This is a genomic window from Nocardioides phosphati (genome assembly GCF_014646375.1).
GTDB classification, from domain to species: domain Bacteria; phylum Actinomycetota; class Actinomycetes; order Propionibacteriales; family Nocardioidaceae; genus Nocardioides; species Nocardioides phosphati.
In genome coordinates this window covers 55,764-82,463 of the sequence record NZ_BMNI01000007.1, presented here as the reverse complement: position 1 = coordinate 82,463, position 26,700 = coordinate 55,764, and the positions used below count along the sequence as shown (strand labels likewise).

25 protein-coding genes are annotated in these 26,700 nt (G+C 70.4%); 7 read left to right on the top strand and 18 right to left on the bottom strand.

Features of this window, described 5'->3' with window-relative positions; all coding sequences use genetic code 11:
* Positions 1–15 precede the first annotated feature (15 nt).
* The 3 genes from IEX47_RS13495 to pafA form a co-directional block, all read right to left on the bottom strand.
* Complete coding sequence (locus tag IEX47_RS13495) at positions 16–402, bottom strand: hypothetical protein (RefSeq protein ID WP_188784527.1); 387 nt, start codon at positions 400–402, stop codon at positions 16–18.
* 279 nt (positions 403–681) lie between these two features.
* Positions 682–1,623 carry an FKBP-type peptidyl-prolyl cis-trans isomerase gene (locus tag IEX47_RS13490; protein ID WP_188784526.1) on the bottom strand — a complete coding sequence of 314 codons (942 nt, stop codon included), beginning with the start codon at positions 1,621–1,623 and terminating at the stop codon, positions 682–684.
* A gap of 73 nt (positions 1,624–1,696) precedes the next feature.
* Positions 1,697–3,058 (bottom strand): Pup--protein ligase, encoded by a 1,362-nt coding sequence (gene pafA, locus IEX47_RS13485; RefSeq protein ID WP_188784525.1) that lies wholly within the window; start codon positions 3,056–3,058, stop codon positions 1,697–1,699.
* A 51-nt stretch (positions 3,059–3,109) separates the two neighbouring features.
* Between pafA and IEX47_RS13480 the strand changes: the two genes are divergently transcribed.
* Positions 3,110–4,513, top strand: a complete 1,404-nt coding sequence (locus IEX47_RS13480; protein WP_188784524.1) for an FAD-dependent oxidoreductase — start codon at positions 3,110–3,112, stop codon at positions 4,511–4,513.
* A gap of 5 nt (positions 4,514–4,518) precedes the next feature.
* On the opposite strand, the gene prcA is transcribed toward IEX47_RS13480, so the two are convergent.
* The 7 genes from prcA to IEX47_RS13445 form a co-directional block, all read right to left on the bottom strand.
* On the bottom strand, positions 4,519–5,448 hold the full coding sequence (prcA, locus tag IEX47_RS13475; RefSeq protein WP_188784523.1) for a proteasome subunit alpha: 930 nt from the start codon (positions 5,446–5,448) through the stop codon (positions 4,519–4,521).
* Positions 5,445–6,257: a proteasome subunit beta gene (gene prcB / locus IEX47_RS13470; protein ID WP_188784612.1), complete on the bottom strand. Its 813-nt coding sequence runs from the start codon at positions 6,255–6,257 to the stop codon at positions 5,445–5,447. Before prcB ends, prcA begins: the two co-directional genes overlap by 4 nt.
* 53 nt (positions 6,258–6,310) lie before the next feature.
* Positions 6,311–6,514, bottom strand: coding sequence for a ubiquitin-like protein Pup (locus IEX47_RS13465; protein ID WP_188784522.1), 204 nt, complete (start codon positions 6,512–6,514; stop codon positions 6,311–6,313).
* Between the two features lie 18 nt (positions 6,515–6,532).
* Positions 6,533–8,041, bottom strand: coding sequence for a depupylase/deamidase Dop (gene dop, locus IEX47_RS13460; protein WP_308423280.1), 1,509 nt, complete (start codon positions 8,039–8,041; stop codon positions 6,533–6,535).
* Positions 8,042–8,051: 10 nt separating this feature from the next.
* Positions 8,052–9,686, bottom strand: coding sequence for a proteasome ATPase (gene arc / locus IEX47_RS13455; RefSeq protein ID WP_188784521.1), 1,635 nt, complete (start codon positions 9,684–9,686; stop codon positions 8,052–8,054).
* Positions 9,687–9,774: 88 nt separating this feature from the next.
* Entirely contained in the window at positions 9,775–10,773 is a 999-nt protein-coding gene (locus IEX47_RS13450; RefSeq protein WP_188784520.1) for a tRNA (adenine-N1)-methyltransferase, read from the bottom strand.
* 35 nt (positions 10,774–10,808) lie between these two features.
* Positions 10,809–11,975 (bottom strand): site-2 protease family protein, encoded by a 1,167-nt coding sequence (locus IEX47_RS13445; protein WP_188784519.1) that lies wholly within the window; start codon positions 11,973–11,975, stop codon positions 10,809–10,811.
* A 68-nt stretch (positions 11,976–12,043) separates the two neighbouring features.
* Here IEX47_RS13445 and IEX47_RS13440 point away from each other — a divergent pair, with 68 nt between their 5' ends.
* Positions 12,044–12,931, top strand: coding sequence for a RecB family exonuclease (locus IEX47_RS13440; protein WP_188784518.1), 888 nt, complete (start codon positions 12,044–12,046; stop codon positions 12,929–12,931).
* Positions 12,932–12,933: 2 nt separating this feature from the next.
* Here IEX47_RS13440 and IEX47_RS13435 read toward each other — a convergent pair whose 3' ends face one another.
* Positions 12,934–13,596 (bottom strand): HAD family hydrolase, encoded by a 663-nt coding sequence (locus IEX47_RS13435; RefSeq protein ID WP_229662869.1) that lies wholly within the window; start codon positions 13,594–13,596, stop codon positions 12,934–12,936.
* Between the two features lie 22 nt (positions 13,597–13,618).
* Between IEX47_RS13435 and IEX47_RS13430 the strand changes: the two genes are divergently transcribed.
* A complete protein-coding gene (locus tag IEX47_RS13430; RefSeq protein WP_188784517.1) occupies positions 13,619–14,041 on the top strand; it encodes an SRPBCC family protein in 423 nt (140 codons plus the stop codon).
* A 45-nt stretch (positions 14,042–14,086) separates the two neighbouring features.
* Entirely contained in the window at positions 14,087–15,367 is a 1,281-nt protein-coding gene (locus IEX47_RS13425; protein WP_229662868.1) for an MFS transporter, read from the top strand.
* Positions 15,368–15,425: 58 nt separating this feature from the next.
* Here the strand turns inward: IEX47_RS13425 and metH are convergent, their stop codons facing one another.
* Complete coding sequence (gene metH / locus IEX47_RS13420) at positions 15,426–19,238, bottom strand: methionine synthase (RefSeq protein ID WP_268238985.1); 3,813 nt, start codon at positions 19,236–19,238, stop codon at positions 15,426–15,428.
* Positions 19,239–19,410: 172 nt separating this feature from the next.
* Here metH and IEX47_RS13415 point away from each other — a divergent pair, with 172 nt between their 5' ends.
* Complete coding sequence (locus tag IEX47_RS13415) at positions 19,411–20,247, top strand: PAC2 family protein (protein WP_373289230.1); 837 nt, start codon at positions 19,411–19,413, stop codon at positions 20,245–20,247.
* A gap of 114 nt (positions 20,248–20,361) precedes the next feature.
* On the opposite strand, the gene mshC is transcribed toward IEX47_RS13415, so the two are convergent.
* From mshC to IEX47_RS13395, 4 genes are read right to left on the bottom strand one after another with little or no spacing between them, the layout of a single operon-like run.
* On the bottom strand, positions 20,362–21,588 hold the full coding sequence (gene mshC / locus IEX47_RS13410) for a cysteine--1-D-myo-inosityl 2-amino-2-deoxy-alpha-D-glucopyranoside ligase (RefSeq protein ID WP_188784515.1): 1,227 nt from the start codon (positions 21,586–21,588) through the stop codon (positions 20,362–20,364).
* Between the two features lie 29 nt (positions 21,589–21,617).
* Positions 21,618–22,361 carry an SCO1664 family protein gene (locus IEX47_RS13405; protein ID WP_188784514.1) on the bottom strand — a complete coding sequence of 248 codons (744 nt, stop codon included), beginning with the start codon at positions 22,359–22,361 and terminating at the stop codon, positions 21,618–21,620.
* A complete protein-coding gene (locus tag IEX47_RS13400; protein ID WP_188784513.1) occupies positions 22,354–22,896 on the bottom strand; it encodes a DUF3090 domain-containing protein in 543 nt (180 codons plus the stop codon). Before IEX47_RS13400 ends, IEX47_RS13405 begins: the two co-directional genes overlap by 8 nt.
* 9 nt (positions 22,897–22,905) lie before the next feature.
* Positions 22,906–23,607, bottom strand: a complete 702-nt coding sequence (locus tag IEX47_RS13395) for an MSMEG_4193 family putative phosphomutase (protein WP_188784512.1) — start codon at positions 23,605–23,607, stop codon at positions 22,906–22,908.
* Between the two features lie 33 nt (positions 23,608–23,640).
* Between IEX47_RS13395 and IEX47_RS13390 the strand changes: the two genes are divergently transcribed.
* Entirely contained in the window at positions 23,641–24,642 is a 1,002-nt protein-coding gene (locus IEX47_RS13390) for a magnesium and cobalt transport protein CorA (protein ID WP_188784511.1), read from the top strand.
* 1 nt (position 24,643) lies between these two features.
* On the opposite strand, the gene IEX47_RS13385 is transcribed toward IEX47_RS13390, so the two are convergent.
* Both IEX47_RS13385 and IEX47_RS13380 read right to left on the bottom strand, forming a co-directional pair.
* The gene (locus IEX47_RS13385) at positions 24,644–25,474 is read right to left on the bottom strand and encodes an undecaprenyl-diphosphate phosphatase (protein WP_229662867.1); all 831 of its coding nucleotides are present in this window, start codon (positions 25,472–25,474) and stop codon (positions 24,644–24,646) included.
* Positions 25,475–25,484: 10 nt separating this feature from the next.
* Positions 25,485–25,679, bottom strand: a complete 195-nt coding sequence (locus IEX47_RS13380; RefSeq protein WP_188784510.1) for a hypothetical protein — start codon at positions 25,677–25,679, stop codon at positions 25,485–25,487.
* A 71-nt stretch (positions 25,680–25,750) separates the two neighbouring features.
* On the opposite strand from IEX47_RS13380, the gene IEX47_RS13375 reads away from it, so the two are divergent.
* The gene (locus tag IEX47_RS13375) at positions 25,751–26,698 is read left to right on the top strand and encodes an aldo/keto reductase (RefSeq protein WP_188784509.1); all 948 of its coding nucleotides are present in this window, start codon (positions 25,751–25,753) and stop codon (positions 26,696–26,698) included.
* Positions 26,699–26,700 lie beyond the last annotated feature (2 nt).

Sequence of the window (26,700 nt, the reverse complement as noted above, 5' to 3'; positions counted from 1 at the left end):
AACCACCCAACGTGTTCACCAAGGCTTGAACGGCACGCCGTCCGCGTCCAGCAGGTAACCGCGCAGCGCGTAACGCTCGACATGGAATGAATAGATGGCCCGCGTGGTCGGGACGACGTACCGGCGCTTGCTGTAGTAGTCGCCAGCTGCAATACACGGAATTGGAATGTGCCGAGACTTGGTGCCGGTGAAGAGCCAACCGCGCTGGTAGAGCCGCCAGCGCCACTGGACGCTCTCAGGCTTGGTTGGGCTCTGCGTCGTGAACGTCTGGGTGAAAGACTTCGTGTCGGTCGTGCTGCGATTCCATTGGTAGTCGTACTTGGCAGATGCCTGCCATACCGGGAAGCTCACGCCGCCGGACACCCCCAGGGTATGGGCGCGACCGGCGGTGCTTGCGGTCATGGACCCGTCCGACCAGCTGATGCTTTGCGACCCGCCCCACTGGAACGGACCCGCACTCAATGAGCTTGGAATCCAGACGACCCGGCCTTCAGAAGTCGAGTACTTCCACGGTGGGGTGCACGAGTCGGCTGATGCGGGTGACGCGGACGCGACAACCATCGGCAGTGCCGAGACGAGCAAGACCAGAACTGACGCAAGACGCTTCATATGTCCCCCGAGAATGCTGTGTTTCGATTCCTTTGACCCGATTGATCGGGACAACAGTAGTGCTGGAAGTCGTCAGTTGGCGGCGAGGATGTCTACGACGAAGACCAGGTCCGCGTTGGGCGGGATGTCCGCGCCCTGGCCCTGAGCGCCGTAGCCCTCGGCCGATGGGATGACCAGGATGACCCGGCTCCCGACGGTGACACCGACCAGGCCCTTGTCCCAGCCCTGGATGACGCCGCCCTGGCCGAGCGGCTTGGGAAGGTCGAGTGGCTGCCGGTCCGCCGCGTAGGAACCGTCGAAGACCTTGCCCTTCACGACCTGACCCAGATAGTCCATCTTGACGTTCTGGCCGACCTTCAGCGCCGGGCCGCTGCCCTTGATCAGCGTGTAGACCTTTGTGGTCTTGCCGACGGGTGCCATGCCCGTGAAGTCGAAGCCGCTCGGGACGCCCTTGGTCAGCTTGAGCTTCGGTGCGCCGGCCGGGGTCGGCAGCGTCTTGCCCTGGGGGCCGGTCAGCGGCTTGGGCGCCTTCTTGACAAGGTCGATCACCCAGACGGTGGTGTCGTCGTTGCCGATGTTGAGCTGGGCGTTGCCGCCCTGCGAGGCCCAGGTGTCCTTGGGCGCCGCGATCACCTCGACGCGGGAGCCGATCTTCTGGCCCTTGAGCGCCTTCTCGATCGCGGGGAGCGTCGACTTGCTGACGTCGACGGGCGACGGCGACTGGCCCTCGTCGAAGGTGCTCAGCGCCTTCTTCCCGTCGTAGCCGTTGCCGATGTACATGTTGACGGTGACGGAGTCGCCCTCGGCGACGGTCGCGCCGGTGCCCTTGTGGAGCACCTTGATGATCGTCTTGTCCGTGCTGACCTTGCCGGAGTACTTCACCGTCGGCTGCTTGCCGAAGTCACCGGAGACGGTGACCTTGCCGGTCAGGTGGGAGTCGTCGCCGGAGCCGCAGGCGGCGAGGCCGGCGGTCGAGAGGGCGAGGACGGTGGAGGTGACGACGAGGCGGCGCACGGATTCCCCTTGCAGGTGCTGGATCAAGTCGTGCGCAGCCTAGCCAACGTGGCTGAGCCGAGCCTGAACGGACTCACATGCCGTCGATGAGTCGCTGCACCCGCTCGTCCACGGCACGGAACGGGTCCTTGCACAGGACCGTGCGCTGGGCCTGGTCGTTGAGCTTGAGGTGGACCCAGTCCACGGTGAAGTCGCGCCGGCCGTCCTGCGCCGCACGGATGAAGTCCCCGCGCAGCTTGGCGCGCGTGGTCTGCGGAGGCACCGACTTGGCGCGGAAGACGCTCAGGTCGTCGGTCACACGGGCCACCGCGCCGTTGCGGGCGAGCAGGTTGTAGAGCCCCCGGTCGCGGCGGATGTCGTGGTAGGCGAGGTCGAGCTGGGCGATGCGCGCGTGGCCCAGCGGCAGGTCGTGCTTGGCCCGGTAGCGCTCGATCAGCTTCCACTTGATCACCCAGTCGATCTCGCGGTCGACCAGCGAGAGGTCGCCGGACTCGATCGCCTTCAGGCCGCGCTCCCAGAGGTCGAGCGTGCGGTCGATGACCGGCGTACGCAGGTCGCGCCGGTCGACGAAGTCGCGGGCGCGCGTGAGGTACTCGAGCTGGATGTCGAGCGCGCTCGCCTCACGGCCGTTGGCGAGCCGGACCTTCTTGCGGCCGGTCATGTCATGGGCGATCTCGCGGATCGCGCGGATGGGGTTCTCCATGGTGAGGTCGCGCATCACCACGCCGGCCTCGATCATCCGCAGCACGAGGTCGCAGCTCGCGACCTTCAGCATCGTGGTCGTCTCGGACATGTTGGAGTCGCCGACGATGACGTGGAGCCTGCGGTAGCGCTCGGCGTCGGCGTGCGGCTCGTCGCGGGTGTTGATGATCGGGCGGCTGCGGGTGGTCGCCGAGGAGACGCCCTCCCAGATGTGCTCGGCCCGCTGGCTCACGCTGTACGACGCACCCCGCGGCGTCTGGATGATCTTGCCCGCGCCCACGATCACCTGGCGCGTGACCAGGAAGGGGATCAGCACGTCGGCCAGACGGCTGAACTCGCCCTGGCGGCTGACGAGGTAGTTCTCGTGGCAGCCGTAGGAGTTGCCGGCCGAGTCGGTGTTGTTCTTGAAGAGGTAGATGTCGCCGGCGATGCCCTCCTCGTGGAGGCGGTGCTCCGCGTCGACCAGCAGCCCCTCGAGGATCCGCTCCCCCGCCTTGTCGTGGGCGACCAGCTCGGCGACGTCGTCGCACTCCGGCGTGGCGTACTCCGGGTGGCTGCCGACATCGAGGTAGAGCCGCGCACCGTTGCGGAGGAAGACGTTGCTGCTGCGTCCCCACGACACGACCTTGCGGAAGAGGTAGCGCGCGACCTCGTCGGGGCTGAGCCGACGCTGCCCGTGGAAGGTGCAGGTGACCCCGTACTCGTTCTCGATCCCGAAGATCCGACGGTCCATGTCCCGACACTAGACCCGCATCCCAGCGAACGGGGCGGGTACGGCACGGGCATGTCGCACGCTTTCTGGGGCTCCCCCGACACACCCGCCCGGCCCGCCCCCGCCGGAGACTCGACGTACGACGTGGTCGTCGTCGGCGGCGGTGTGAGCGGACTGCTCGCCGCCGTCCTGCTGGCGCGTGCCGGCAAGAGCGTCGCCGTGCTCGAGGCGCGCCGGGTCGGGCAGGGCACGACGGGCCACAGCACGGCCAAGGTGAGCATCCTGCAAGGCAGCCGGATGAGCACGATCATGGACCACCACAACTCCTCGCTCGCCCGCGACTACGTCGAGGGGAACCGCGAGGGCCAGGCGTGGCTGCGGCGCTTCCTCGAGGACAACGCCGTTCCCCATCGCACGGCCACCGCGTGGACCTACGCGACCACCGACGAGGGTGCGGTGAAGGTCGCGGAGGAGGCGCAGGCGTCGCAGGCTGCCGGCCTCGTGGTCGAGCGTGGTGCCGACCCCGCCCTCCCGTTCGCGGTGACGGACGCGATCAGCCTGCCGGACCAGGTGCTCATCGACCCCGTGCAACTCGTCGATGCGCTGGTGGCCGAGCTCGAGGCGCACGGCGGCGTCGTCCACGAGGGCACCCGGCTCATGGGCGCGGAGGTCGACGACCACAACGTGCTCGTCGCGACGGACGCTGAAGCCCGGGTGCGGGCGGACCGGCTCGTGCTCGCGACGGGCTGTCCCGTGCTCGACCGCGGGGGCTGGTTCGGCCGCCTGACCGCCCACCGCTCCTACGCGGTCGCCGTGCGCGGCGTCACCCCGCCTGACGGGATGTACCTCTCCGTCGACAGCCCCACGCGCTCGCTGCGTCCGGCAGCCGACGACGTCCTCCTCGTCGGTGGCAACAACCACGTCACGGGCCGAGGACCCGATGAGGCGGGCCATCTCGTCGACCTCGCTGCCTGGGCCGACGAGCACTTCCCCGGCGGCGAGGTCACCCACCGCTGGTCCGCGCAGGACTGGCACGGCCCGAGCGGTCTGCCGTACGCCGGCGCGCTGGTGCCCCACGACGAACGGGTCCTCGTGATGACCGGCTACGCCAAGTGGGGCTTCACCAACGCCGCTGCCGGCGCGCTCGTGCTGTCCAAGCGGATCCTCGGCGGTGAGCTGCCGCCGTGGGAGCCGGCGTGGTCGACCTGGTCGGCTGCCGACCTGCGGGGGCTGCCCGACGTGCTGCTGGCCAACGCGAAGGTCGCGGCCGAGATGGTCGCCGGCCACGTGACCCGCGGCCCACTCTCGAAGCTGACTGGCAGGTCGGGTGAGAGCGCGCCGGTGTGCACGCACCTCGGGGGTCGGCTGCGGTGGAACGACGCGGAGCAGAGCTGGGACTGCCCGCTCCACGGCTCACGGTTCGCTGCCGACGGGTCCGTCCTCGACGGACCCGCCTGCAAGCGTCTGGAGCTCTGACCGCCTCAGGCAGGCGGAGCCGGCGGCGGTGTGGACGGGCCGACCGCCGGCTCGGTGCCCTGCTGGGGTGCGCCGCCGGTGACGGGCGGAAGCGGCTCGCCGGAGACGGGGTCCTCCAGCGGCGCGACGCTGCCGCTGACGGTGTCGGTGGGGTCCGCCGGGTCGTCGGTCGCCGAGCCCGCGGCAGGGGCCGCAGTGGCGCCGTCGTCGGTGAGGGGGGCGCCGGGCTGCTCCGGTCCGCGCGGGCCGAGCAGGTCGGTCAGCTGCTGACCGCGGATCCGCTTGAACTTGCGCGGCTGCATGCGGGTCCGGTCGAGCACCGCGACCTCGAGGTCGTCGTGGGGCACGACGCGGTCCCCCGCCTCGCTGTGACCGAGGGCGGCGACCGCGAGGCGGAGCGCGGACGTCAGGTCGGAGCCCTCGGCGTAGTGCTCCTTCAGGTAGCCCGCGACGACGTCTGCTGCGCCGCCCATGACGGCATAGCCGTGCTCGTCGGCGACCTGGCCGTCGTAGGTGAGGCGGTAGAGCTGGTCACCCGTCGCGGCGTCACCGATCTCGGCGACGAAGATCTCGACCTCGTAGGGCTTCTCTCCCCCGCTGCTGAAGATCGTGCCGAGCGTCTGCGCGTAGGCGTTGGCCAGGCCGCGCCCCGTGACGTCACGGCGGTCGTAGGCGTAGCCGCGCATGTCGGCCAGCCGCACGCCGGCGATGCGGAGGTTCTCGAACTCGTTGTAGCGGCCGACCGCCGCGAAGGCGATGCGGTCGTAGATCTCGGAGACCTTGTGCAGCGCCTGGCTGGGGTTCTCGGAGACGAAGAGCACGCCGTCGGCGTACTGCACCGCGATGACCGAGCGGCCGCGCGCGATGCCCTTGCGTGCGAAGTCGGCCCGGTCCTTCATCATCTGCTCGGGCGAGACGTAGAACGGCATACTCATCGGCGCGGGCCTTCCAGCTCGGCGGCGGGACCATCAGGGCGGCGCATCCGCCCGTCGATGACGCGGTCGGCGATGGTCGCGACCTCCTCGTCGGCCATGCGACGACCGCCGTCGGCGGTGATCACCTGGACGACCGGGAAGATCCGACGGGTCACGTCGGGTCCGCCGGTGGCGGAGTCGTCATCGGCGGCGTCGTAGAGCGCCTCCACGACCGCCTGGACGGTGCGCTCGGCGTCGAGGTCCTCGCGGTAGAGCTTCTTGAGTGACCCGCGCGCGAAGAGCGAGCCGGAGCCGACGGAGTGGAACGCGGTCTCCTCGTAGCGGCCGCCCGTGACGTCGTACGAGAAGATCCGGCCGATGCCGGCGTCGAGGTCGAAGCCGGCGAAGAGCGGGACGACGGCGAGGCCCTGCATGGCGAGGCCGAGGTTGCCGCGGATGAGGGCGGCCAGGCGGTTGGCCTTGCCGTCCATGGACAGCGTCGAGCCCTCGATCTTCTCGTAGTGCTCGAGCTCGGTCTGGAAGAGCCGGACCATCTCGACCGCGAGGCCCGCCGTGCCGGCGATGCCGACGCAGGAGAACTCGTCGGCCGGGAAGACCTTCTCGATGTCGCGCTGGGCGATGATGTTGCCCATCGTCGCGCGGCGGTCACCGGCCATGACCACGCCACCCTCGAACGTCGCGGCGACGATCGTGGTGCCGTGCGGAGCGAGGTCGCCCGCGCCGGTCAGGCCGGTCGCACGGCTCCCCGGGAGCAGGTCGGGCTGGTGGGTCTCCAGGAAGTCCCTGAACGACGAGGTGCCGGGCGTCATGAAGGAGGCGGGGAGCCCGACGAACGGGTTGGCTCCCCCTCCCTGCAGGGCGCTCACTCGCCGCCCTTCTGGATGAACGACTTCACGAAGTCCTCGGCGTTGGTCTCGAGCACGTCGTCGATCTCGTCGAGGATCGCGTCGATGTCCTCGTCGAGCTGTTCCTTGCGCTCGGCGACCGTCTCGTCGGCAGTGACGTCATCGACCTGCTCGACGGACTCCTCCGAAGACTTCTTCGGGTGCTTCTGCTCCTGGGCCATGGCTCGACACTAGTCCGATCAGCCAGTGAGTTCACGGAAGAGCTGCTCGGCGGTTTCGCACCGGTCCAGCAGCGCCTCGACATGGGCCCGCGTGCCACGCAGCGGGTCGAGCGTGGGGATCCGGTGCAGCGACTCGTGGCCCTCGAGATCGAGGATCACGGAGTCCCACGACGCGGCGGCCACGCCGTCGCCGTACTTGGCCAGGCACTTGCCGCGGAACCACGCGCGGGTGTCCTCCGGAGGCTCGTGCACCGACCGCTCGACGCTCGTCGGTTCGATGAGCGTCTTCATCCGCCCGAGCGCGACGAGGCGGTGGTAGAGACCCTTCTCGGGGCGGATGTCGGCGTACTGCAGGTCGATGGCGTGGAGCTTGGGGGCCTCCCAGTCGAGGCCGTCTCGATCGCGGTACTGCTGGAGGAGCTGCAGCTTGGCGCACCAGTCGAGCTCCGTCGCGCAGAGCATCGGGTCGCGCTCGAGCCGGTCGAGCACCGACTCCCAGCGGTGGAGCACGTCACGGGTCTGCGCGTCGGCGTCGACGCCGTAGCGGTCCTCGACGTACTTCTTCGCGAGGTCGAGGTACTCGAGCTGGAGCTGCACGGCGGTGAGGCGCCGGCCGTCCTTGAGCGCCACAGCCAGTGTGCAGGTGGGGTCGTGGCTGATCGCCCGCAGGCTCGACACCGGGGTGGCGAGCGCCAGGTCGCGGTCGATGAAGCCGTCCTCGATCATGGCCAGCACGAGCGAGGTCGTGCCGACCTTGAGGTACGTCGATGTCTCGGCGAGGTTGGCGTCGCCGATGATCACGTGGAGCCGCCGGTACGTCGCCGGGTCGGCGTGGGGCTCGTCGCGCGTGTTGATGATCGGCCGCTTTAGGGTGGTCTCGAGCCCCACCTCGACCTCGAAGAAGTCCGCGCGCTGGGTGATCTGGAAGCCGTGGCCGGAGCCGTCCTGGCCGATGCCGACGCGCCCTGCGCCGCAGAGGACCTGACGGCTGACGAGGAAGGGCGTCAGGTGGCGCACGATCTCGCCGAACGGCGTCGACCGCCGCATCAGGAAGTTCTCGTGGGCGCCGTAGGAGGCGCCCTTGTTGTCGGTGTTGTTCTTGTAGAGCAGGATCGGCGCGGTGCCGGGCACCTGGGCGGCGAGCCGCGACGCCTCGAGCATGACCCGCTCCCCCGCGCGGTCCCAGCGGACGACGTCGAGCGGGTTGGTGCACTCGGGCGTGGAGTACTCCGGGTGGGCGTGGTCGACGTAGAGCCGGGCCCCGTTGGTGAGGATGACGTTGGCCAGGCCGAGGTCCTCGTCGGTGAGCTGGCTGGCGTCGGCCTTGGCCCGCGACATGTCGAAGCCGCGGGCGTCACGCAGCGGCGACTCCTCCTCGAAGTCCCACCGTGCGCGGCGCGCCCGCATCGTCGCCGCGGCGTACGCGTTGACGACCTGGGACGACGCCTGCATGGGGTTGGCCGTGGGCTGGCCGGTCACCGAGATGCCGTACTCCACCTCGGTGCCCATGACGCGCACCACGCTCATCGGGTGCCCCTCAGAGGTACTGGCCGGTGTTGGCGACCGTGTCGATGGAGCGGCCCGGCTCGGTGCCCTGCTTGCCGGTGACGAGCGTGCGGATGAAGACGATCCGCTCGCCCTTCTTGCCGGAGATGCGGGCCCAGTCGTCGGGGTTGGTGGTGTTGGGGAGGTCCTCGTTCTCCTTGAACTCGTCGACGCAGGCCTGCAGGAGGTGCTGCACGCGCAGGCCCTTCTGCTGGTGGTCGAGGAGGTCCTTGATCGCCATCTTCTTGGCGCGGTCGACGATGTTCTGGATCATCGCGCCCGAGTTGAAGTCCTTGAAGTAGAGGACCTCCTTGTCGCCGTTGGCGTAGGTGACCTCGAGGAAGCGGTTCTCCTCGGTCTCGGTGTACATCCGCTCGACCGCGGCCCGGATCATGCCGGCAACGGTGGCCTCGCGGGAGCCGCCGAACTCCGCGAGGTCGTCCTCGTGGAGCGGCAGCGACGGCACCAGGTACTTCGAGAAGATGTCGCGGGCGGACTCGGCGTCGGGACGCTCGATCTTGATCTTCACGTCGAGGCGGCCGGGGCGCAGGATCGCGGGGTCGATCATGTCCTCGCGGTTGGAGGCGCCGATGACCAGGACGTTCTCCAGGAGCTCGACGCCGTCGATCTCGCTGAGCAGCTGCGGGACGATGGTGTTCTCCACGTCGGAGCTGACGCCCGAGCCGCGCGTGCGGAAGAGGGAGTCCATCTCGTCGAAGAAGACGATGACGGGAGTCCCCTCGGAAGCCTTCTCGCGCGCCCGCTGGAAGACCAGGCGGATGTGGCGCTCGGTCTCGCCGACGTACTTGTTGAGGAGCTCGGGGCCCTTGATGTTGAGGAAGTAGGACTTCCCCTCCTGGCCGGTCTTCTCCGCGACCTTCTTGGCGAGGCTGTTGGCGACTGCCTTGGCGATCAGCGTCTTGCCGCAGCCAGGAGGACCGTAGAGCAGCACGCCCTTGGGCGGCTTGAGCTGGTGCTCCTTGAACATCTCGGGGTAGAGGTAGGGCAGCTCGACGGCGTCGGTGATCTGGTCGATCTGTGCGCTGAGGCCACCGATGTCGGAGTAGTGGATGTCGGGGACCTCCTCGAGGACGAGCTCCTCGACCTCCGACTTCGGGACCTTCTCGTAGACGTAGCCCGCGCGCGCGTCGAGCAGCAGCGAGTCACCCGCGCGGAGCTTCTCGCCGTGCAGCGGCTCTCCGATGCGGACGACGCGCTCCTCGTCGGCGTTGGCGATGACCAGGACGCGCTCACCGTCGGCGAGCACCTCCTTGAGCATCACGACCTCGCCGATCTGCTCGAACGCGAACGCCGCGACGACATTGAGCGCCTCGTTGAGCATGACCTCCTGGCCACGCTGCAGCGTGTCGAGGTCGACGTTGGGGCTCACGTGCACGCGGAGCTTGCGCCCGCCCGTGAACACGTCGACCGAGTCGTCGTCGTTGCGCTGCAGGAACGTGCCGAAGCCGGCCGGGGGCTGGGCCAGCCGGTCGACCTCCTCCTTGAGCGCGACGATCTGGTCACGCGCGTCTCGCAGCGTCTGCGCGAGCCGCTCGTTCTGCGCGGTGACAGCAGCGAGTGACCGCTGTGCCTCCAGGAATCTCAGGTCCGGGTCGGATGCCGACATGTGCGCCACCTCCTTGCTGTGACATTACCCAGATACCCGTGGAGGGAAAGGGGTTAGCCGCGCGGAGGTGGACAACTTCATCGAGCCGTTACGCGTCGAGGTGCTCCTCGACCGACGCTTCGGGCAGGTCGGCGGGGCGCGGACCGGTGTAGTCGACGCCGTAGGCACCCGGTGCCGGACGACGGGTCTTGCGCGGCGGCTTCTCCCCCGGCGCCATGCGGCGCGCGGTCACGAGGAACGCCGTGTGGCCGATCATCTTGTGGCCGGGGCGGACCGCGAGGCCCTCGACGTGCCAGTCGCGGACCAGGGATTCCCACGGCTGCGGCTCGGTGAACCCGCCGTGCACGCGGACCGTCTCGACGAAGCGGCTCAGCTGCGTCGTGGTCGCGACGTAGGCCAGGAGGATGCCGCCGGCGGTGAGCGCGTCGGCTGCGGCGTCGACGCACTCCCACGGAGCGAGCATGTCGAGGATGACCCGGTCGGCGCGGATGCCGGACGCAGGGAGCGCCTCGGCCAGGTCGCCGAGCTGGAGGCTCCAGGAGGGGTGTGCGCCGCCGAAGAACTGCGTGACGTTCTGGCGGGCGACGTCGGCGAACTCCTCACGGCGCTCGAAGGAGTGGACCGTGCCGTAGGGGCCGACCGCGCGCAGCAGGGAGCAGGTCAGGGCTCCCGAACCGACGCCGGCCTCGACCACGACGGCGCCGGGGAAGATGTCCGCCATCGCCACGATCTGGGCGGAGTCCTTGGGGTAGATGACCGCGGCGCCGCGGGGCATCGAGACGACGAATTCGCTGAGCAGCGGCCGGAAGACGAGGTACTCACCACCCATCGAGGAGCGGATGGTGAAGCCTTCCTCGCGCCCGATCAGGTCGTCGTGCTCGAGGTGGCCGCGGTTGCTGAAGAACCGCTTGCCGGCCACGAGCTCGAAGTTGTGCTTGCGACCCTTGGAGTCGACCAGGCGGATCCACTCACCCTCGCGGAGCACTCCCCGGTGGACGCCCGACCAGGCCTCGGGGGCGACGTCGGCGAGCTCGGGGAGGGACTCGTGCGTCGGCTCGGGAGTCTGCTCGGAGGTGGCGTCAGGCATGCGGGCCAGCCTATCGGCGCTGCCCGCGCGCCCGGTCAGCGGTGGCGCTCGCGGAACGCCTGGTCCACGTCGGCGGTCGCGAGGACGCCGTAGATGCTGCCGTCCGGCTCGACCAGGAGGTACTCGTGGGCGGGGAGGAACGTGATCGCGCGGATCAGCTCCTCGCCCTTGATGTCGACGGGGAGGGTCATCCCGGGCACGAGGCTGCGCGCGACGGCCGAGACCGGCACCCACGGACGACGGTCCTCGGGGATCGCGAGCACGGCGGCCTCGTGGACGATGCCGACCGGGCGGCCGTCGGGGTCGACGGTGACGATGCTGCCGGCCTCGGACTCCTGGGCACGGCGGACAGCCTCGGCCACCGGGAGGTCCGCCGGGACCGCGAGGGTACGCCGCGCCAGCCGGCGGGCGACCAGCGACGGCAGCCGCCGGCGGAGGCGCGCGCCCTGCATCGCGGCAGTCGCGCCCATCCAGATGAAGACGGCCAGGACCAGGGCGAAGGCGTAGGACGAGGTGTCCGGGACCACGTCGAAGAGCCGGTGCATGAGCAGCGGGAGGAAGAGCGACACGACTGCGAGAACGCGGCCGGCCCAGCCCGCGACCAGCGTGCCGCGCACCTCGTTGCGGGTCACGCCCCAGACCAGGGCCTTCAGCACCCGGCCACCGTCGAGTGGCAGGCCGGGCAGCAGGTTGAAGACTCCGAGGACGAGGTTGGCCCAGGCGAGCGTGACGATCACGAGGCCGGTCAGGCCGTCCGGGAGCAGCTCTACGACGAGCCAGGCGACCGCGGAGACCGCGAGCGAGGCCAGCGGACCCACGACCGACATCACGAACTCCTGCATCGGGCTGCGCGCGCCGCCGTCGATGCTCGTGTGGCCCCCGAGGAAGTGGAGCGTGATGTTCTCGACCGGGTGGCCGTAGCGCCGGGACGCGACCGCGTGGGCCGCCTCGTGGACGAGGATCGTGAACGCGTAGACGATCGCGAGGACCAGCCCGGCGACGTACTTCCAGCCGCCCAGGCCGGGCTCGACCTCCTCGATGACCGGTGCCATCACGTAGGCGATCAGCAGCGCGAGGAGGAACCACGAGCGCGTGATCAGCACGTTGACGCCGAGGAAGCGGCCGATCCGGTAGTGGCCGGGCGGCACGGGCGGGCGGACGCGGGCGTCGCTGTCGCTCGGTGTCGGGTCATCGGCAGGCACGGCCCGAGGCTAGCGGAAGCGGGGGCGGCCCGGTCCGCTGTGTCGGTGCCCTCCCCTAGATTGCAGGCATGAGCTCTCCTGCCGACGTCCATTCGACGCCCGTCGACGGTGTCGACGTCATCGGCGCGCTCTCCCCCAGCCGTGCAGGTGACTTCATGACCTGCCCGCTGCTCTACCGCTACCGGTCGGTCGACAAGCTCCCGGAGGCGCCGTCGCCCGCCGCCGTCCGCGGCACCGTCGTCCACAAGGTGCTCGAGGACCTCTTCGACCTCTCCGCCGCCGAGCGCACCCCCGAGCGGGCGCAGGAGATGCTGGTCCCGTCGTGGGAGGCGCTGCTCGAGGCCGAGCCCGAGCTCGAGGGCATGTTCGGCGAGGACGGCCCGGAGGTCGGCGCCTGGCTGAGCGAGTGCCGGCGTTCGCTGGAGAAGTACTTCGAGCTCGAGGACCCCACCCGGCTCGAGCCTGCCGAGAGGGAGCTGTACGTCGAGGCGCTCCTTGACTCGAAGCTGCTGATCCGGGGGTTCGTCGACCGGCTCGATGTCGCTCCTGACGGCCGGATCAGAGTGGTCGACTACAAGACCGGCCGCGCTCCCGGCGAGGGCTTCGAAGCCAAGGCGCTCTTCCAGATGAAGTTCTACGCACTGGTGTGGTGGAAGACGCGCGGCGTCATCCCGGCGATGCTCCAGCTGATCTACCTCGGCAACGGCGAGGTGCTGCGCTACTCCCCCGACGAGGCCGACCTGAGGGCGACGGAGCGGAAGGTCGACGCGATCTTCTCCGCGATCCGCCGTGCGCAGCTCACCGGCGACTGGAAGCCCAACAAGTCGCGGCTGTGTGACTGGTGCTCGTTCCAGGCGCACTGCCCGGAGTTCGGCGGCGAGATCCTCCCGCTGCCGATGTTCCGCGAGGCGATCGAGGCTGCCGGCGAGCTGGCCACCGACCTGACCGACGACTGAGCTCAGCCGAGCGCGAGCAGCTCGTCGACGCCGATGCCCTCGAGCGTGTCGCGGAAGACTCGCCGCTCCCCCGGCTCCACCCTCACGTGGCATGGCACGACCAGCACGGTGCACCCGGCAGCCTCCGCCGAGGTGGCGCCGGTGTTGGAGTCCTCGATGGCGAGGCAGTCCGCTGCCGCGACGCCGAGGCCGGCCGCTGCCTTGAGGTAGGCCTCCGGGTGCGGCTTGCCCTGTGCCACCTTGTCGCCGGTGACGATCTCGCTGAACGCTCCCGCCGGCAGCTGGGTCAGGATCGGCTCGACGAAGCGCTGGTAGCTCATCGTGACCAGCGCACACGGCACGCCCGCCTCCACCAGGCCGGCGAGCAGCTCCCGCGCGCCCGGCCGCCACGGCACGGACTGCTCGACGCGCGCGACGACGCCGTCCAGGAGGAGGTCTACGACGCGCTCCGGTGTGAGCTGCGCTCCCGGGGCGTCGGCCGCGAACATGTGCCGCAGGATGTAACGGCCCGACGCCAGCAGGTCGTTGCCGACCAGCGCGAGGCCGTGCTCCTCCGACCAGGTGCCACCGAAGCGCTCCGCGAGCTCGAACTCCGTCTCGATCCAGTAGGGCTCGGTGTCGACGAGAGTGCCGTCCATGTCCCAGAGGACCGCCGCGTGGTTCACACGAGGATCCTAGGATCCCCCCATGCGAGCAACGAGCACGGCCACCGTCAACGTCCCGATCGAGAAGGCCTGGGCGGTCCTCGCCGACCACGCCGGCATGAGCAAGTGGGGCCCGATCACCGCCACCGTCGAGAAGCCCGGCGCCCCGGAGCGTGACGGCGTGGGCGCCGTACGCCGGATCGCCGCGCCCGGCCCGGCGCCGGCCATCGTCGAGGAGATCACCGCGTACGACGCTCCCACGCGCCTGGGCTACAAGGCACTCGCGGGAGTGCCGTTCAAGGACTACGCCGGCGAGGTCGTCCTCTCGCCTGCCGGCAACGGCACCCGGATCGAGTGGACGCTGAGCGCCGGCTCCCGCGTCCCGCTCGTCGAGCAGGCGGCGCTCAAGGCCGTCTCCCTCGTGCTGCTCAAGGCCTACACGGGCTACCTCAAGAAGAGCGCCTGACCCGACTCCGCACGCTGGCCGCTTCCGGCGGCTAGCGTGCGGAGCGTGACGACGCCGCGCTCGGTCCAGCGCACCTACCTGGTGCTGATGCTGGGCAACACCCTCGCGGCGTCGCTGATCTGGGGCATCAACACGATCTTCCTGCTCGACGCGGGGCTCTCGAACTTCGAGGCGTTCGCCGCCAACGCGGCGTTCACCGCGGGCATGGTGCTCTTCGAGATCCCGACCGGGATCATCGCCGACACGGTCGGACGCCGGGCGTCGTACCTCCTCGGCACGGTGACGCTCGCCGTCTCGACGCTGGCCTACGTCGGCCTGTGGCAGGTGCACGGGCCCTTCTGGGCGTGGCTCGCTGCGTCGGTGCTGATCGGTCTCGGCTTCACCTTCTTCTCCGGTGCCGTCGAGGCCTGGCTGGTCGACGCCCTCGACAGCGTGGGCTACGAGGGCACGCTCGACAGCGTCTTCGGCCGCGGCCAGCTCGTCTCCGGCGCCGGCATGCTCGTCGGCTCGGTGGCGGGCGGCTGGGTCGCCCAGCACACCAGCGTCGGTGTCCCCTACCTGCTCCGCGCTGGCGTCCTGGCGGTGATGTTCGGCTTCGCCGCCGTCGCGATGCGCGACCTCGGCTTCACCCCGGAGCGCCACGGCTCGACCGGTCAGGAGATCGCCCGGCTCGCCCGCCAGACCGTCGACCTCGGCTGGAAGGTCCCGCCGATCCGCTGGCTGATGGTGCAGGCGATCGCGACCGGCGGCGTCGGCATCTACGCCTTCTACGCGCTGCAGCCCTATCTCCTGCAGCTCTACGGCGACCCGCACGCCTACCAGGTCGCCGGGCTCGTCGCGGCGGCTGTCGCGGTCGCGCAGATGGCCGGCGGCATGGCAGCCGGCCAGGTACGCCGCCTCGCCCGGCGCCGCACCTCGGCGATGATCGTCATCACCGTCGTCGCCGCGGCGGCCATGGTCGCCATCGGCACCGTCGACTCCTTCGGCGCGGTGCTCGGCCTGACCGGGCTCTGGGGACTCACCTTCGCCGCCTTCACCCCGGTGCGCCAGAGCTACCTCAACGGCCTGATCCCGTCGAAGCAGCGCGCCACGCTGCTCTCGGCGGACTCGCTGATGAGCTCCGCCGGCGGGGTCTGGGCACAGCCGGTGCTCGGCCGGGTCGCCGACGTGCGCGGGTACGCCGCGTCGTACGTCGTGTCGGCGGCGATCACGGCGGTCGCCGTGCCTCTGATCGCGCTGTCACGACGCGAGAACGCCCCGGCCGACTCCTATGAGCCGACCGGGGCGCCTGCTGGAGCTCCGTCCCCGGATCAGTCCAGCGGCTGACGCCGCAGACTTCCTTGCCTCGGTCCTGTCGAGCAAGCTCGCCGGACGCTCGGCTGCGTCAGTCCTCCGGGTCGTAGGCGAGGTTGGCGGAGAGCCACCGCTCCGCCTCGGCGAGGGTCCAGCCCTTGCGCTCGGCGTAGTCGGCGATCTGGTCGCGCCCGAGGCGTCCCACGACGAAGTACTGCGACTCGGGGTGGCTGAAGTAGAAGCCCGAGACCGACGCGCCCGGCCACATCGCCATCGACTCGGTCAGCTCGATGCCCGTCGTCGCCTCGACGTCGAGGAGCTCCCACAGGGTGCGCTTCTCGGTGTGCTCGGGGCAGGCCGGGTAGCCCGGGGCGGGGCGGATGCCGGCGTACTGCTCCTTGATCAGCTGGGTGTTGTCGAGGTGCTCGTCGGGCGCGTAGCCCCACAGCTCCTTGCGGACCCGCTCGTGCATCCGCTCGGCGAACGCCTCGGCGAGGCGGTCGGCCAGCGACTCCAGCAGGATCGCGTTGTAGTCGTCGAGGTCCTTCTTGAACTCCATGACCTTCTCGACGGAGCCGAGGCCGGCCGTGACGGCGAACGCGCCGACGTAGTCCTTGAGACCGGTCGACTTCGGGGCGACGTAGTCGGACAGGGCCTTGTTGGCGATGCCCTCGCGGTGCTGGCCCTGCTGGCGCAGGTGGTGCAGGACCGTGCGGACCTCGGTGCGGCTGTCATCGGTGTAGAGCTCGATGTCGTCGCCGACCGCGTTGGCCGGGAAGAGGCCGATCACGCCGGAGGCGGTGAGCCACTTCTCCTCGATCAGCTGGTCGAGCATCGCCTGCGCGTCGTCGTACAGCTTGCGGGCGGCCGGACCCGACGCCGGGTTGTTGAGGATGTCGGGGAACGAGCCCTTCATCTCCCAGGCGTTGAAGAACGGCTGCCAGTCGATGTACTTGCGCAGCTCGGTCAGCGAGTAGTCCTTGAAGACCCGGACGTACTGCGTCTTGTGGCGCTCGCCGATGTTGGCGACCGCGCTGACGTCGTGGCTCTGCTGCAGCAGCAGGTGCGGCCGCGGCGGGTGGTACGCCGACCAGTCGAGCTGCGGCGCGTTGGCCCGGGCTGCCTCGAGCGTGACCATGGGGCGGTCGTTCTTGGAGGCGTGGCGCTCGCGCAGCGCGTCGTAGTCGGCCTGGATCTCGCCCATGAACTTCGGGCGCAGGTCGTCGTTGAGCAGGGTCGCGGCGACCGGCACGGAGCGCGAGGCGTCCTTCACCCAGACGACCGGACCGTCGTACTTGCGATCCACCTTGACCGCCGTGTGGGCGCGCGAAGTGGTGGCGCCGCCGATCAGCAGCGGGATCTCGAAGCCCTGACGCTGCATCTCGGTCGCGACGGTGACCATCTCGTCGAGCGACGGGGTGATCAGGCCGGAGAGGCCGATGATGTCGGCCTCGTGCTCGCGTGCGGCGTCGAGGATCTTCTGCACGGGCACCATCACGCCGAGGTCGATGACCTCGAAGTTGTTGCACTGCAGGACCACGCCGACGATGTTCTTGCCGATGTCGTGGACGTCGCCCTTGACCGTCGCCATGACGATCGTGCCGTTGGTGTCCTTCTGGCCGGTCGTGCCGAGCGCGGCCTTCTCCTCCTCGATGAACGGGATGAGGTAGGCAACGGCCTTCTTCATGACGCGGGCGCTCTTGACGACCTGCGGGAGGAACATCTTGCCCGCACCGAAGAGGTCGCCGACGACGTTCATGCCGTCCATCAGCGGGCCCTCGATGACCTCGATCGGGCGGCCGCCCGCGGCCTTGATCTCCTGGCGCAGCTCCTCGGTGTCGGCCTCGACGTTGGCGTCGAGGCCCTTCACGAGGGCGTGCGTGATCCGCTCGCGGACCGGCAGCGAGCGCCACTCCTCGGCAGCTGCCTCGGCGACCTCGCCGGAGCCACGGTGCGCCTCGGCCAGCTCGAGCAGCCGCTCGGTCGCGGCCTGGGTGTCGGCGACGCGGTTGAGCACGACGTCCTCGATCGCGTCGCGCAGCTCGGGGTCGACCTGGTCGTAGACGACCAGCGCGCCGGCGTTGACGATGCCCATCGACAGGCCGGCCTTGATCGCGTGGAAGAGGAAGACTGCGTGGATCGCCTCGCGCACCGGGTTGTTGCCGCGGAACGAGAACGAGACGTTGGAGATGCCGCCGGAGATCTTGGCTCCCGGGAGGTTCTCCTTGATCCAGCGCGTGCCCTCGATGAAGTCCACGCCGTACGTCGCGTGCTCCTCGATGCCCGTGGCCACCGCGAAGACGTTGGGGTCGAAGATGATGTCCTCGGCCGGGAAGCCCTCCTCCTCGACCAGGATCCGGTAGGCCCGCGCGCAGATCTCCTTGCGGCGCTCGAGGTTGTCGGCCTGGCCGTCCTCGTCGAAGGCCATGACGACCACGGCCGCGCCGTACTTGCGGCAGAGGCGGGCCTGCGTGCGGAACTCCTCCTCGCCGGCCTTCATCGAGATCGAGTTGACGATCGGCTTGCCCTGGATCGTCTTGAGGCCGGCCTCGATGACCTCCCACTTCGAGGAGTCGACCATGATCGGCACACGGCTGATGTCGGGCTCGGAGGCGATCAGCTTGAGGAAGCGGTCCATCGCGGCGACGCCGTCGATCATGCCCTCGTCCATGTTGACGTCGATGACCTGCGCGCCGGACTCGACCTGCTGCGCGGCGACCTGGAGGGCGGTGTCGTAGTCGCCGTCCTTGATCAGGTTGCGGAAGCGCGCGGAGCCGGTGATGTTGGTGCGCTCGCCGACGTTGACGAAGAGCGACTCCTCGGTGATGTTGAGCGGCTCGAGGCCCGAGAGGCGCATGGCCGTCGGCAGCGCCGGGGGCACGCGCGGGGCGAGACCGACCGTGGACTCGGCGATGGCGCGGATGTGGTCCGGCGTGGTGCCGCAGCAGCCACCGAGGATGTTGACCAGGCCCGACGCGGCGAACTCCTGGACGACGGTCGCCATCTGCGCGGCGGTCTCGTCGTACTCGCCGAACGCGTTGGGCAGGCCGGCGTTGGGGTAGGCGGAGACGAAGCAGTCGGCGAGGCGGGAGAGCTCCGCGAGGTACTGCCGCATCTCCGCGGCGCCGAGCGCGCAGTTGAGGCCGACCGAGAGCGGGCGGACGTGGCGGATGGAGTTCCAGAACGCCTCGGTGGTCTGGCCCGACAGGGTGCGCCCCGACGCGTCGGTGATCGTGCCGGAGATCATGACCGGCCAGCGGCGGCCGCGCTCCTCGAAGAGCGTCTCGACGGCGAAGATCGCCGCCTTCGCGTTGAGGGTGTCGAAGATCGTCTCGATCAGGAGGATGTCGGCGCCCCCGTCGACGAGGCCGTTGGCCTGCTCGAGGTACGCCGCGACGAGCTCGTCGTAGGAGACGTTGCGGGCACCCGGGTCGTTGACGTCGGGCGAGATGCTCGCGGTCTTGGGGGTCGGGCCGAGCGCGCCGGCGACGTAGCGCGGGCGCTCGGGCGTGCTGAACTCGTCACACGCCTCGCGGGCCAGCCGCGCGCCGGCGACGTTCATCTCGTAGGCCAGCGACTCCATCTCGAAGTCGGCCTGGGCGATCGTGGTGGCACCGAACGTGTTCGTCTCGACGATGTCGGCGCCGGCCTCGAGGTACTCGCGGTGGATCCCACGGATCATGTCGGGCTGCGTGAGGACCAGCAGGTCCGAGTTGCCCTTGACGTCGAGGTGGAAGTCCTTGAACCGCTCGCCGCGGTACTCCGCCTCACCGGGCGTGTGTCGCTGGATCATCGTGCCCATGGCGCCGTCGATGACGAGGATGCGCTCCGCGAGCAAGGCAGTCAGCTCAGCGGTCGCGTCCGGGCGGACGTTGGTCCCAGCGGGGGTGGCAGCGTCGGTCACGGGGTCCCTTCCAGATCGGAAGGCGTCCTTGGTCAGTCAAGCCGAGCGTGGCGGGCGCGTCATCCCGACGGGTCCCGTTGCAACGCCTCTCGGCCGCCGACCAGTCTAGGGGGCGAGGTGTGGTTGCGCCCACCCCGTATCACCGACGCCCTAGGCTGGCGGAGTGATCGAGATGGATGACGTGCGCGACCTGGTCGACCCCGTGGTGATCGCCGCCTTCGAGGGGTGGAACGACGCGGGTGACGCCGCGTCGTCCGTCATCGACCACCTGATGGAGGTCTGGAACGCCGAGGTCATCGGCGCGATCGACCCCGAGGACTTCTACGACTTCCAGATGAACCGGCCCACCGTGGAGGTCGGCCCCGACGGGCACCGGCGCATCGGCTGGCCGTCGACCCAGATCGCGATCGCCTCTCCCCCGGGCCTGGACCGCGACGTCATCCTGATCCGTGGGCTCGAGCCGAACATGCGCTGGCGCCAGTTCTGCGCCGAGCTGCTCGCGGCGTGCGACGACCTCGGCGGATCGCTCGTGATCACGCTCGCGGCGCTCCTGGCCGACACGCCCCACACGCGGCCGCTGCCCGTCACGGGCTCGGCCACGGAGCCGGAGCTGGTCGACCGGCTCCGCGTCGAGCAGTCGTCGCACGAAGGGCCGACGGGGATCGTCGGCGTCTTCCAGGACGCCTGCGGAAAGCTCGACATCCCGGCCGTCTCCTACTGGGTCGCCGTGCCGCACTACGTCGCGCAGCCGCCGTGCCCGAAGGCCTCGCTCGCGCTGGTGCACGAGCTCGAGGACCTGCTCGGCTGCGCCATCCCGCTCGGCGACCTGCCCGAGGACTCCCGCGCCTGGGAGCGCGGCGTCGACGAGCTGGCCGAGGAGGAAGAGGAGATCGCGGAGTACGTCCGTGCGCTCGAGGAGACGCGCGACACCGCCGACCTGCCGGAGGCCTCGGGCGAGGCGATCGCCCGCGAGTTCGAGCGCTACCTCAAGCGCCGCGACTCGGAGTGACGAGCCCGACCACGGGTCGACGCTCGCGGCGTCGAGCGGTCTCGGCGGCGCGCTCCGCCTGAGGGCCGCCTCCGGCGGCCTGCCGTGCGAGTGCGGTCCGGGACCGCGCCCGCCTCAGAGCTTCAGGCCGAGGGAAGCGTCGAGGACAGCGCGGATCTGGTCCGCGGCGTAGATGTCCTTGTGGTCCCCGGCAGTCGTGGCTGCTGCCCACGCGTCGACCGCAGCAACGGCGGCGGGGGCGTCGAGGTCGGTGGCGATCGCGGCCAGCACCTGCTCGACGACGGGGGCTGCGGGGGCGCCGACGCCGTGGCGCAGCGCGTCACGCCAGCGCTCGAGGGTGTCCTGGGCGGCCCAGAGGTTCTCGCTGGTCCACTCCCAGTCCTCGCGGTAGTGGTGGCGCAGGAGGCTCAGGCGGATGGCAGCCGGGTCGACCTCGCTGCGGCGGAGCTCGTTGACGAAGACCAGGTTGCCCTTCGACTTCGACATCTTCTCGCCGTCGTAGCCGACCATGCCGGCGTGGACGTAGGCGTGGGCGAACTTCTCGCCCTCGGCGACCTGGGCCTCGCCCGCGCACATCTCGTGGTGCGGGAAGGCGAGGTCGGAGCCGCCGGCCTGGACGTCGAACGACGTGCCGAGGTGCTCGAGCGCGATCGCGGTGCACTCGATGTGCCAGCCGGGCCGACCCTTGCCGAACGGGCTCTCCCAGCTCGGCTCGCCCTCGCGCTCGGCGCGCCAGAGCACGCAGTCGAGGGGGTCCTTCTTGCCGGGGCGCTCGGGGTCGCCGCCGCGGTCGCCGAAGATCGCCAGCATCTGCTCGCGGTCGAGGCCGGAGACCTCGCCGAACGCCTTGTCGGAGGCGACCTCGAAGTAGAGGTCGCCCTCGACGTCGTAGACGACCCCGGCAGCCTGGAGCTTCTCGATGAGCGCGATCACGAGCGGGATCGACTCGACGGCACCGACGTAGTGGTCGGGCGGGAGGACGCGGAGCGCCTCCATGTCCTCGCGGAAGAGCTGCGTCTCGCGGAGCGCGAGCTCCTCCCAGGCGACGTTGACCTTGGTCGCGCGCTCGAGCAGCGGGTCGTCGACGTCGGTGACGTTCTGCACGAAGGTCACCGCGTGGCCGGCGTTGCGCCAGGCGCGGTTGAGCAGGTCCATGCCGACGTACGTCGCGGCGTGGCCCATGTGGGTGGCGTCGTACGGCGTGATGCCGCAGACGTACATCCGGGCTCCGCCCGCGGCCGGGTTGGTCTCGACGAGCCCGCCCGTGGCGGTGTCGTGGACCCGGACGACGGGTCCCTTGACGTGCAGGGGGGAGATCTCGGGGGCGGACCAGGCGCGCATGTGGGAACTCTAGACGGTCGCACCCACGCTCAGAGCGCGGGCCACGGGATCGCCGGCCAGTCCCCCGATGGTGGCGGGAAGACGGCTGCGGCGAGCAGGGCCCGGCCACGCGCGACGAAGGCGTCGACCTCGGGGCCGGGAAGGAGCGCACGCAGCTCGCCGAGCAGCGCGTCGTCGGCCAGCACCCGGGCGATGTCACCCGCCTCAGCGGCGGTGAGCGGCTCGTCGATCCAGCCCCAGAGCACCGTGCGGAGCTTCGGCTCGACGTGGAAGGTCACCCCGTGGTCGATGCCCCACCGGCCCTCACCGCGGCTCAGCACGTGGCCACCCTTGCGGTCGCCGTTGTTGACCAGCACGTCGAGCAGCGCGATCCGCCGGAGCGCGGCGGACTCCTCGTGCACCAGCAGGACGGGTCGCCCGGTCTCGTCGCGGGCCTCGAGCACCACCCGCTGCCCCGGCTGCTGCTCACCGGGCAGGACGACGTCGACGGCCGGCGGGGCGCCGTCCTCCTCGATCCACTCCTGGAGCATGCCGGGACCGTGCGGCCCGTCGCCGAGCCACGTGCGGGGCACGACGTGCCAGCCGAGCGCCTCGGAGACGGCGTACGTCGCGACCTCGCGGTGGGCGAGCACCGCGCCCGGGAAGTCCCAGAGCGGCCGCTCCCCCGCGACCGGCTTGTAGATGACGAGGTCACCGTCGAGGCGGGCCAGGAACGTCGCGTTGGACGCCGTGGTCAGCCGGCCCTCGAGGACGAGCTCCGCGGCCTCAGGCACGTCGCTTGAAGCCGTTGGCCCGGACGCAGAGGTGCCCGACCGGGTCGATCGGCTCCCCGCAGAAGGGGCAGTCGGGGCGGCCGGCGGAGACCACCTTGCGGGCCCGCTCCACGAAGGCACGCGCGGACGCCGCCGGAAGACGTACGACGAGCACCTCGCCCGCCACCTCCGGCTCCTCCTCCGCCGCGTCGATGGGGTAGACCTCGATCACGATCCGCTCGTCATCGGTGTCCCACGACAGGGTCATGGTGCCCGCACGGAACTGCTCGTCGATCGGCTGCTCCAGCGGGCCGTCGTCGGCGAGGTCGAGCGGTGCGACCGCCGGGATCAGGATGTCGGTGTCGGCGTGCATGAGCTCGTCGAGCAGCTCGTCGACGCGCTGCGCCAGGACGGTCACCTGCTGCTTCTCGAGCGCGACGCTCACCACCTGGCGCCCGGAGCGCGCCTGGAGGAAGAAGGTGCGCTGCCCGGGCGCGCCGACCGTGCCGGCCACGAAGCGCTCGGGCGGGTCGAACGAGTGCATCACCGGATCCATGACGCCAGCCTAGGACCCGTGCGGAGACGGCGCGGGACCCGCTCCCCCGCCGACCTCGGCGTCGTCGGGACGGGCGACGGGGGCCTTCAGCCAGGCCAGGTCACCGGCATGGGTGTTCATCGCGAGGACCGTCGGGCGGGTGCTGCCGTAGCGCACGACCGATACCGATCCCGGGTCCACGTGGATCCGCTGGAAGTGGTCGAACTCCATGCCGAGCGCGTCGGCCAGGGCAGCCTTGATCGGGTCGCCGTGGCTCACGGCCACCCAGACCGCGCCGGCGCCGTGGGCGGCCTCGACCTCGGCGTCGCGACCACGCAGTGCCGCAGCGATGCGCGCCGCCATGTCGCCCAGGCACTCGCCGTCGGGGAAGGTCGCCTCCGACGGCGTCGCCTGCACCGTCTTCCACAGCGGCTCCTCGAGCAGGTCCTTGATCGCCCGGCCCTGCCACGCGCCGTACGCCACCTCCTGGAGGGCCTCGTCGATCGTCAGGTCGAGGCCGGTCGCCTCGGCGATGGGGGCGGCCGTCTGCAGGCAGCGCTCGAGCGGGCTGGCGGCCAGGACCACCGGCCCGGCAGCGGCGATCCGGTCAGCGACAGCCTGCGCCTGCGAGCGGCCGACGTCGTCGAGGCGGACTCCCGGCGTGCGCCCGGCGAGGACACCGGAGGTGTTGGCCGTGCTCCGGCCGTGGCGCACGAGGATGACTGTTGCCATGCTCGCGAGCCTAGTCGGGACTACTGTCATGCCGTGATCGTCGACAGCGCTCTCTACCGTGACGGGGTCCGGGTGCCCCTGGACCGGTCGCTCGACGACCTGACCGCCCTCCGTGACCAGTGCGATGCCGCCAACGAGTTCGTCTGGGTCGGCCTCCACGAGCCGACGAAGGACGAGCTCGCGCGCGTGGCGTCGATCTTCGACCTGCACCCGCTGGCCGTGGAGGACGCGCTCCTCGCCCACCAGCGCCCGAAGCTCGAGCGCTACCCCCACTCGCTCTTCCTGGTGCTCAAGACGCTCTGGTACGTCGACGAGAACGACGCGGTCGAGACCGGGGAGATCAACGTCTTCACCGGACCTGACTTCGTCGTCACCGTGCGCCACGGCCAGGGCGCCGAGCTGCACAGCGCCCGCGTGATGCTCGAGCACAACGCCGCGATCCTCAGCCATGGCCCCTCCGCAGTCGCGTACGCCGTCTGCGACCGCGTCGTCGACGAGTACCTCAAGGTCGCGGGCGAGCTCGAGATCGACGTCGACGAGGTCGAGACCTCGGTCTTCGCCGAGGAGGAGACCGACGAGACGCAGCGCATCTACATCCTCAAGCGCGAGCTCGCCGAGGTACGCCGGGCGGTGCTGCCGCTGCGCGAGCCGATGAACCGCGCCGCGTCGGGCATGGTGCCGGGGATGACGCCCGACGCCGCGCCGTACTTCCGCGACGTCGCCGACCACCTGGGCCGCGTCGCAGAGTCGATCGACGCGCTCGACTCGCTGCTGTCCGGCGCGTTCGAGGCGCAGACCGCGCGCATCTCGCTGCAGCTCGCCACCGTGTCGGCGCAGCAGAACGAGGACATGCGCAAGATCTCGGCCGGCGCGGCGCTGGTCCTCGTGCCGACCCTGATCGCGGGTGTCTACGGCATGAACTTCGACCACATGCCCGAGCTGCACTGGCTCCTCGGCTACCCGATGGCGGTGCTGCTCATGGTGGGCACGTCGGCGTACCTGTACTTCCGGTTCAAGCGCTCCGGCTGGCTGTAGGTCAGGTCGCGGACATGACGCTGCCGGCCAGCAGCGCCAGCAGGCCGACGCCGAGCACGAGGCGGTAGGGCACGAAGGCCACGATCGTGTGACCGGCGACGAACTTCAGCAGCCAGGCCACCGACGCGTAGGCGACGACGAACGCGACGACGACGCCGACCACCATCGGGCCGACCGGCAGGTCGCGGATCTCCGGCTTCATCAGCTCGAGTGCGCCGGCCGCCAGCAGCGCCGGAATGCCGAGGAAGAAGCTCAGGCGAGTCGCCGTGACGCGGTCCAGGCCACGGAGCAGGCCAGCCGAGATGGTCGCTCCCGAGCGGGAGACACCGGGGATCAGCGACACGCACTGCATCGCGCCGATCATCATGGCGTCCGTCAGCGTCACCTTCTTCTCGCCGCGCTCCTGGGTGCCGCGCTTCTCCGCCCACCACATGACCGCGCTCCACAGGATCAGAGCAGCGCCGACGACCCACAGGGAGCGCAGCGGGCCCTCGATCAGCGGCTTCGCGGCGAGGCCCACGACGGCGATCGGGATCGAGCCGGCGATGATGTACCACCCCATGCGGTGCTCGAGCGTGCCCCGCTTCGCCGGCTGCACGATGCCACCGAGCCAGCCCAGCGCGATGGCCAGGATGTCCTTGAAGAAGTAGACGAGGACGGCGACGATCGCGCCCATCTGGATGACCGCGGTGTACGCCGTGACGGCCTTGTCGTCGACCGACAGACCGAGGGCCTTCTCGGCAATCGTCAGGTGACCCGTGCTGGAGACGGGGAGGAACTCGGTGAGCCCCTCGACGATTCCGAGGATGACCGCGTCGAAGTAGTTGAGCACGGCCCGCAGCCTACGGGTGCAAGGCTGAAGGGATCATGACGACACCCACGATGAGGACGATCGCGAGCAGCGCGCCACCGAGCAGCGATCGCCACGCGGACGGACCGTCGCCCCGGGGCGGCGCCGGGTCGCCCGCCACGAACGCGCGCACCTTCCTCCGCCGCTCGTAGGCCTGCGCCTCGGCCAGCTCCCGCATCCCCACCATGTGGCCGACCGTACGTCGCGCGGCGGCGTGGCGCGCGCGGGCGCCTGCGCCCCTGTGGATACCGTTTGTGCATGCAGCAGCGCACGTTGGGCTCCACCGGGCTCCAGGTCTCCCGCCTCGGCCTCGGCACGCTCACGTGGGGCCGCGACACCGACGAGTACGAAGCCCGCGAGATGCTGACGTCGTTCGTCGCCGCGGGTGGCTCGCTGCTCGACACTGCTGCCGGCTACGGCGACGGGGCGTCGGAGGAGCTGATCGGGTCGCTGCTCGGCGATGCGGTCTCCCGCGACGACGTCGTCATCGCCACCAAGGCCGGCATCTCCCGTCGCCGCGGCGAGCGTGAGACCAACGTGTCCCGGGGGCGCCTGGTGGCCGAGCTCGACGCGTCCCTCCGTCGGCTCGGCGTCGACCACGTCGACCTCTGGCAGGTCCACACCTGGGTCGACGAGACGCCCCTCGAGGAGACGCTCTCGGCCCTGGACTACGCCGTGACGACCGGCCGCGCGTCGTACGTCGGCGTCTCCAACTACACCGGCTGGCAGACCGCGCAGGCCGCGACGTGGCAGCGAGCGGTCCCGGGTCGGGCCACGCTCGCCTCGACGCAGGTCGAGTACTCCCTGCTCAACCGGTCCGTCGAGGCCGAGATCGTCCCCGCCGCGCAGGCGCTGGGCCTCGGGGTGCTGCCCTGGTCGCCACTCGGCCGCGGTGTCCTGACCGGCAAGTACCGCACCGGCACCCCGGCCGACTCGCGTGCCGCCTCCGCGCACTTCTCCGGCTTCGTCGGCGCCTACCTCAACGAGCGCTCGCACCGGATCGTCGAGGCCGTCTGCCGCGCCGCCGACGGGCTGGGCTGGAGCCCGATCGAGGTGGCCCTCACGTGGGTACGGGACCGTCCCGGGGTCGCAGCCCCGATCGTCGGCGCCCGCACCGCTGCTCAGCTGAAGGCGGTGCTCGGCACCGACGAGCTGGAGCTGCCTCCCGCGATCACCGACGCACTGGACGACGTCTCAGGAGAGTGACC

Bases quoted from the DNA above. Each gene is read 5' to 3' on its own strand.
- IEX47_RS13495 (WP_188784527.1), bottom strand. From the start codon at position 402: ATGACCGCAAGCACCGCCGGTCGCGCCCATACCCTGGGGGTGTCCGGC.
- pafA (WP_188784525.1), bottom strand. From the start codon at position 3,058: ATGGACCGTCGGATCTTCGGGATCGAGAACGAGTACGGGGTCACCTGC.
- IEX47_RS13480 (WP_188784524.1), top strand. From the start codon at position 3,110: ATGTCGCACGCTTTCTGGGGCTCCCCCGACACACCCGCCCGGCCCGCC.
- prcA (WP_188784523.1), bottom strand. From the start codon at position 5,448: ATGAGTATGCCGTTCTACGTCTCGCCCGAGCAGATGATGAAGGACCGG.
- prcB (WP_188784612.1), bottom strand. From the start codon at position 6,257: ATGACGCCCGGCACCTCGTCGTTCAGGGACTTCCTGGAGACCCACCAG.
- IEX47_RS13465 (WP_188784522.1), bottom strand. From the start codon at position 6,514: ATGGCCCAGGAGCAGAAGCACCCGAAGAAGTCTTCGGAGGAGTCCGTC.
- dop (WP_308423280.1), bottom strand. From the start codon at position 8,041: ATGAGCGTGGTGCGCGTCATGGGCACCGAGGTGGAGTACGGCATCTCG.
- arc (WP_188784521.1), bottom strand. From the start codon at position 9,686: ATGTCGGCATCCGACCCGGACCTGAGATTCCTGGAGGCACAGCGGTCA.
- IEX47_RS13450 (WP_188784520.1), bottom strand. From the start codon at position 10,773: ATGCCTGACGCCACCTCCGAGCAGACTCCCGAGCCGACGCACGAGTCC.
- IEX47_RS13440 (WP_188784518.1), top strand. From the start codon at position 12,044: ATGAGCTCTCCTGCCGACGTCCATTCGACGCCCGTCGACGGTGTCGAC.
- IEX47_RS13430 (WP_188784517.1), top strand. From the start codon at position 13,619: ATGCGAGCAACGAGCACGGCCACCGTCAACGTCCCGATCGAGAAGGCC.
- IEX47_RS13415 (WP_373289230.1), top strand. From the start codon at position 19,411: ATGGATGACGTGCGCGACCTGGTCGACCCCGTGGTGATCGCCGCCTTC.
- mshC (WP_188784515.1), bottom strand. From the start codon at position 21,588: ATGCGCGCCTGGTCCGCCCCCGAGATCTCCCCCCTGCACGTCAAGGGA.
- IEX47_RS13400 (WP_188784513.1), bottom strand. From the start codon at position 22,896: ATGGATCCGGTGATGCACTCGTTCGACCCGCCCGAGCGCTTCGTGGCC.
- IEX47_RS13395 (WP_188784512.1), bottom strand. From the start codon at position 23,607: ATGGCAACAGTCATCCTCGTGCGCCACGGCCGGAGCACGGCCAACACC.
- IEX47_RS13380 (WP_188784510.1), bottom strand. From the start codon at position 25,679: ATGGTGGGGATGCGGGAGCTGGCCGAGGCGCAGGCCTACGAGCGGCGG.
- IEX47_RS13375 (WP_188784509.1), top strand. From the start codon at position 25,751: ATGCAGCAGCGCACGTTGGGCTCCACCGGGCTCCAGGTCTCCCGCCTC.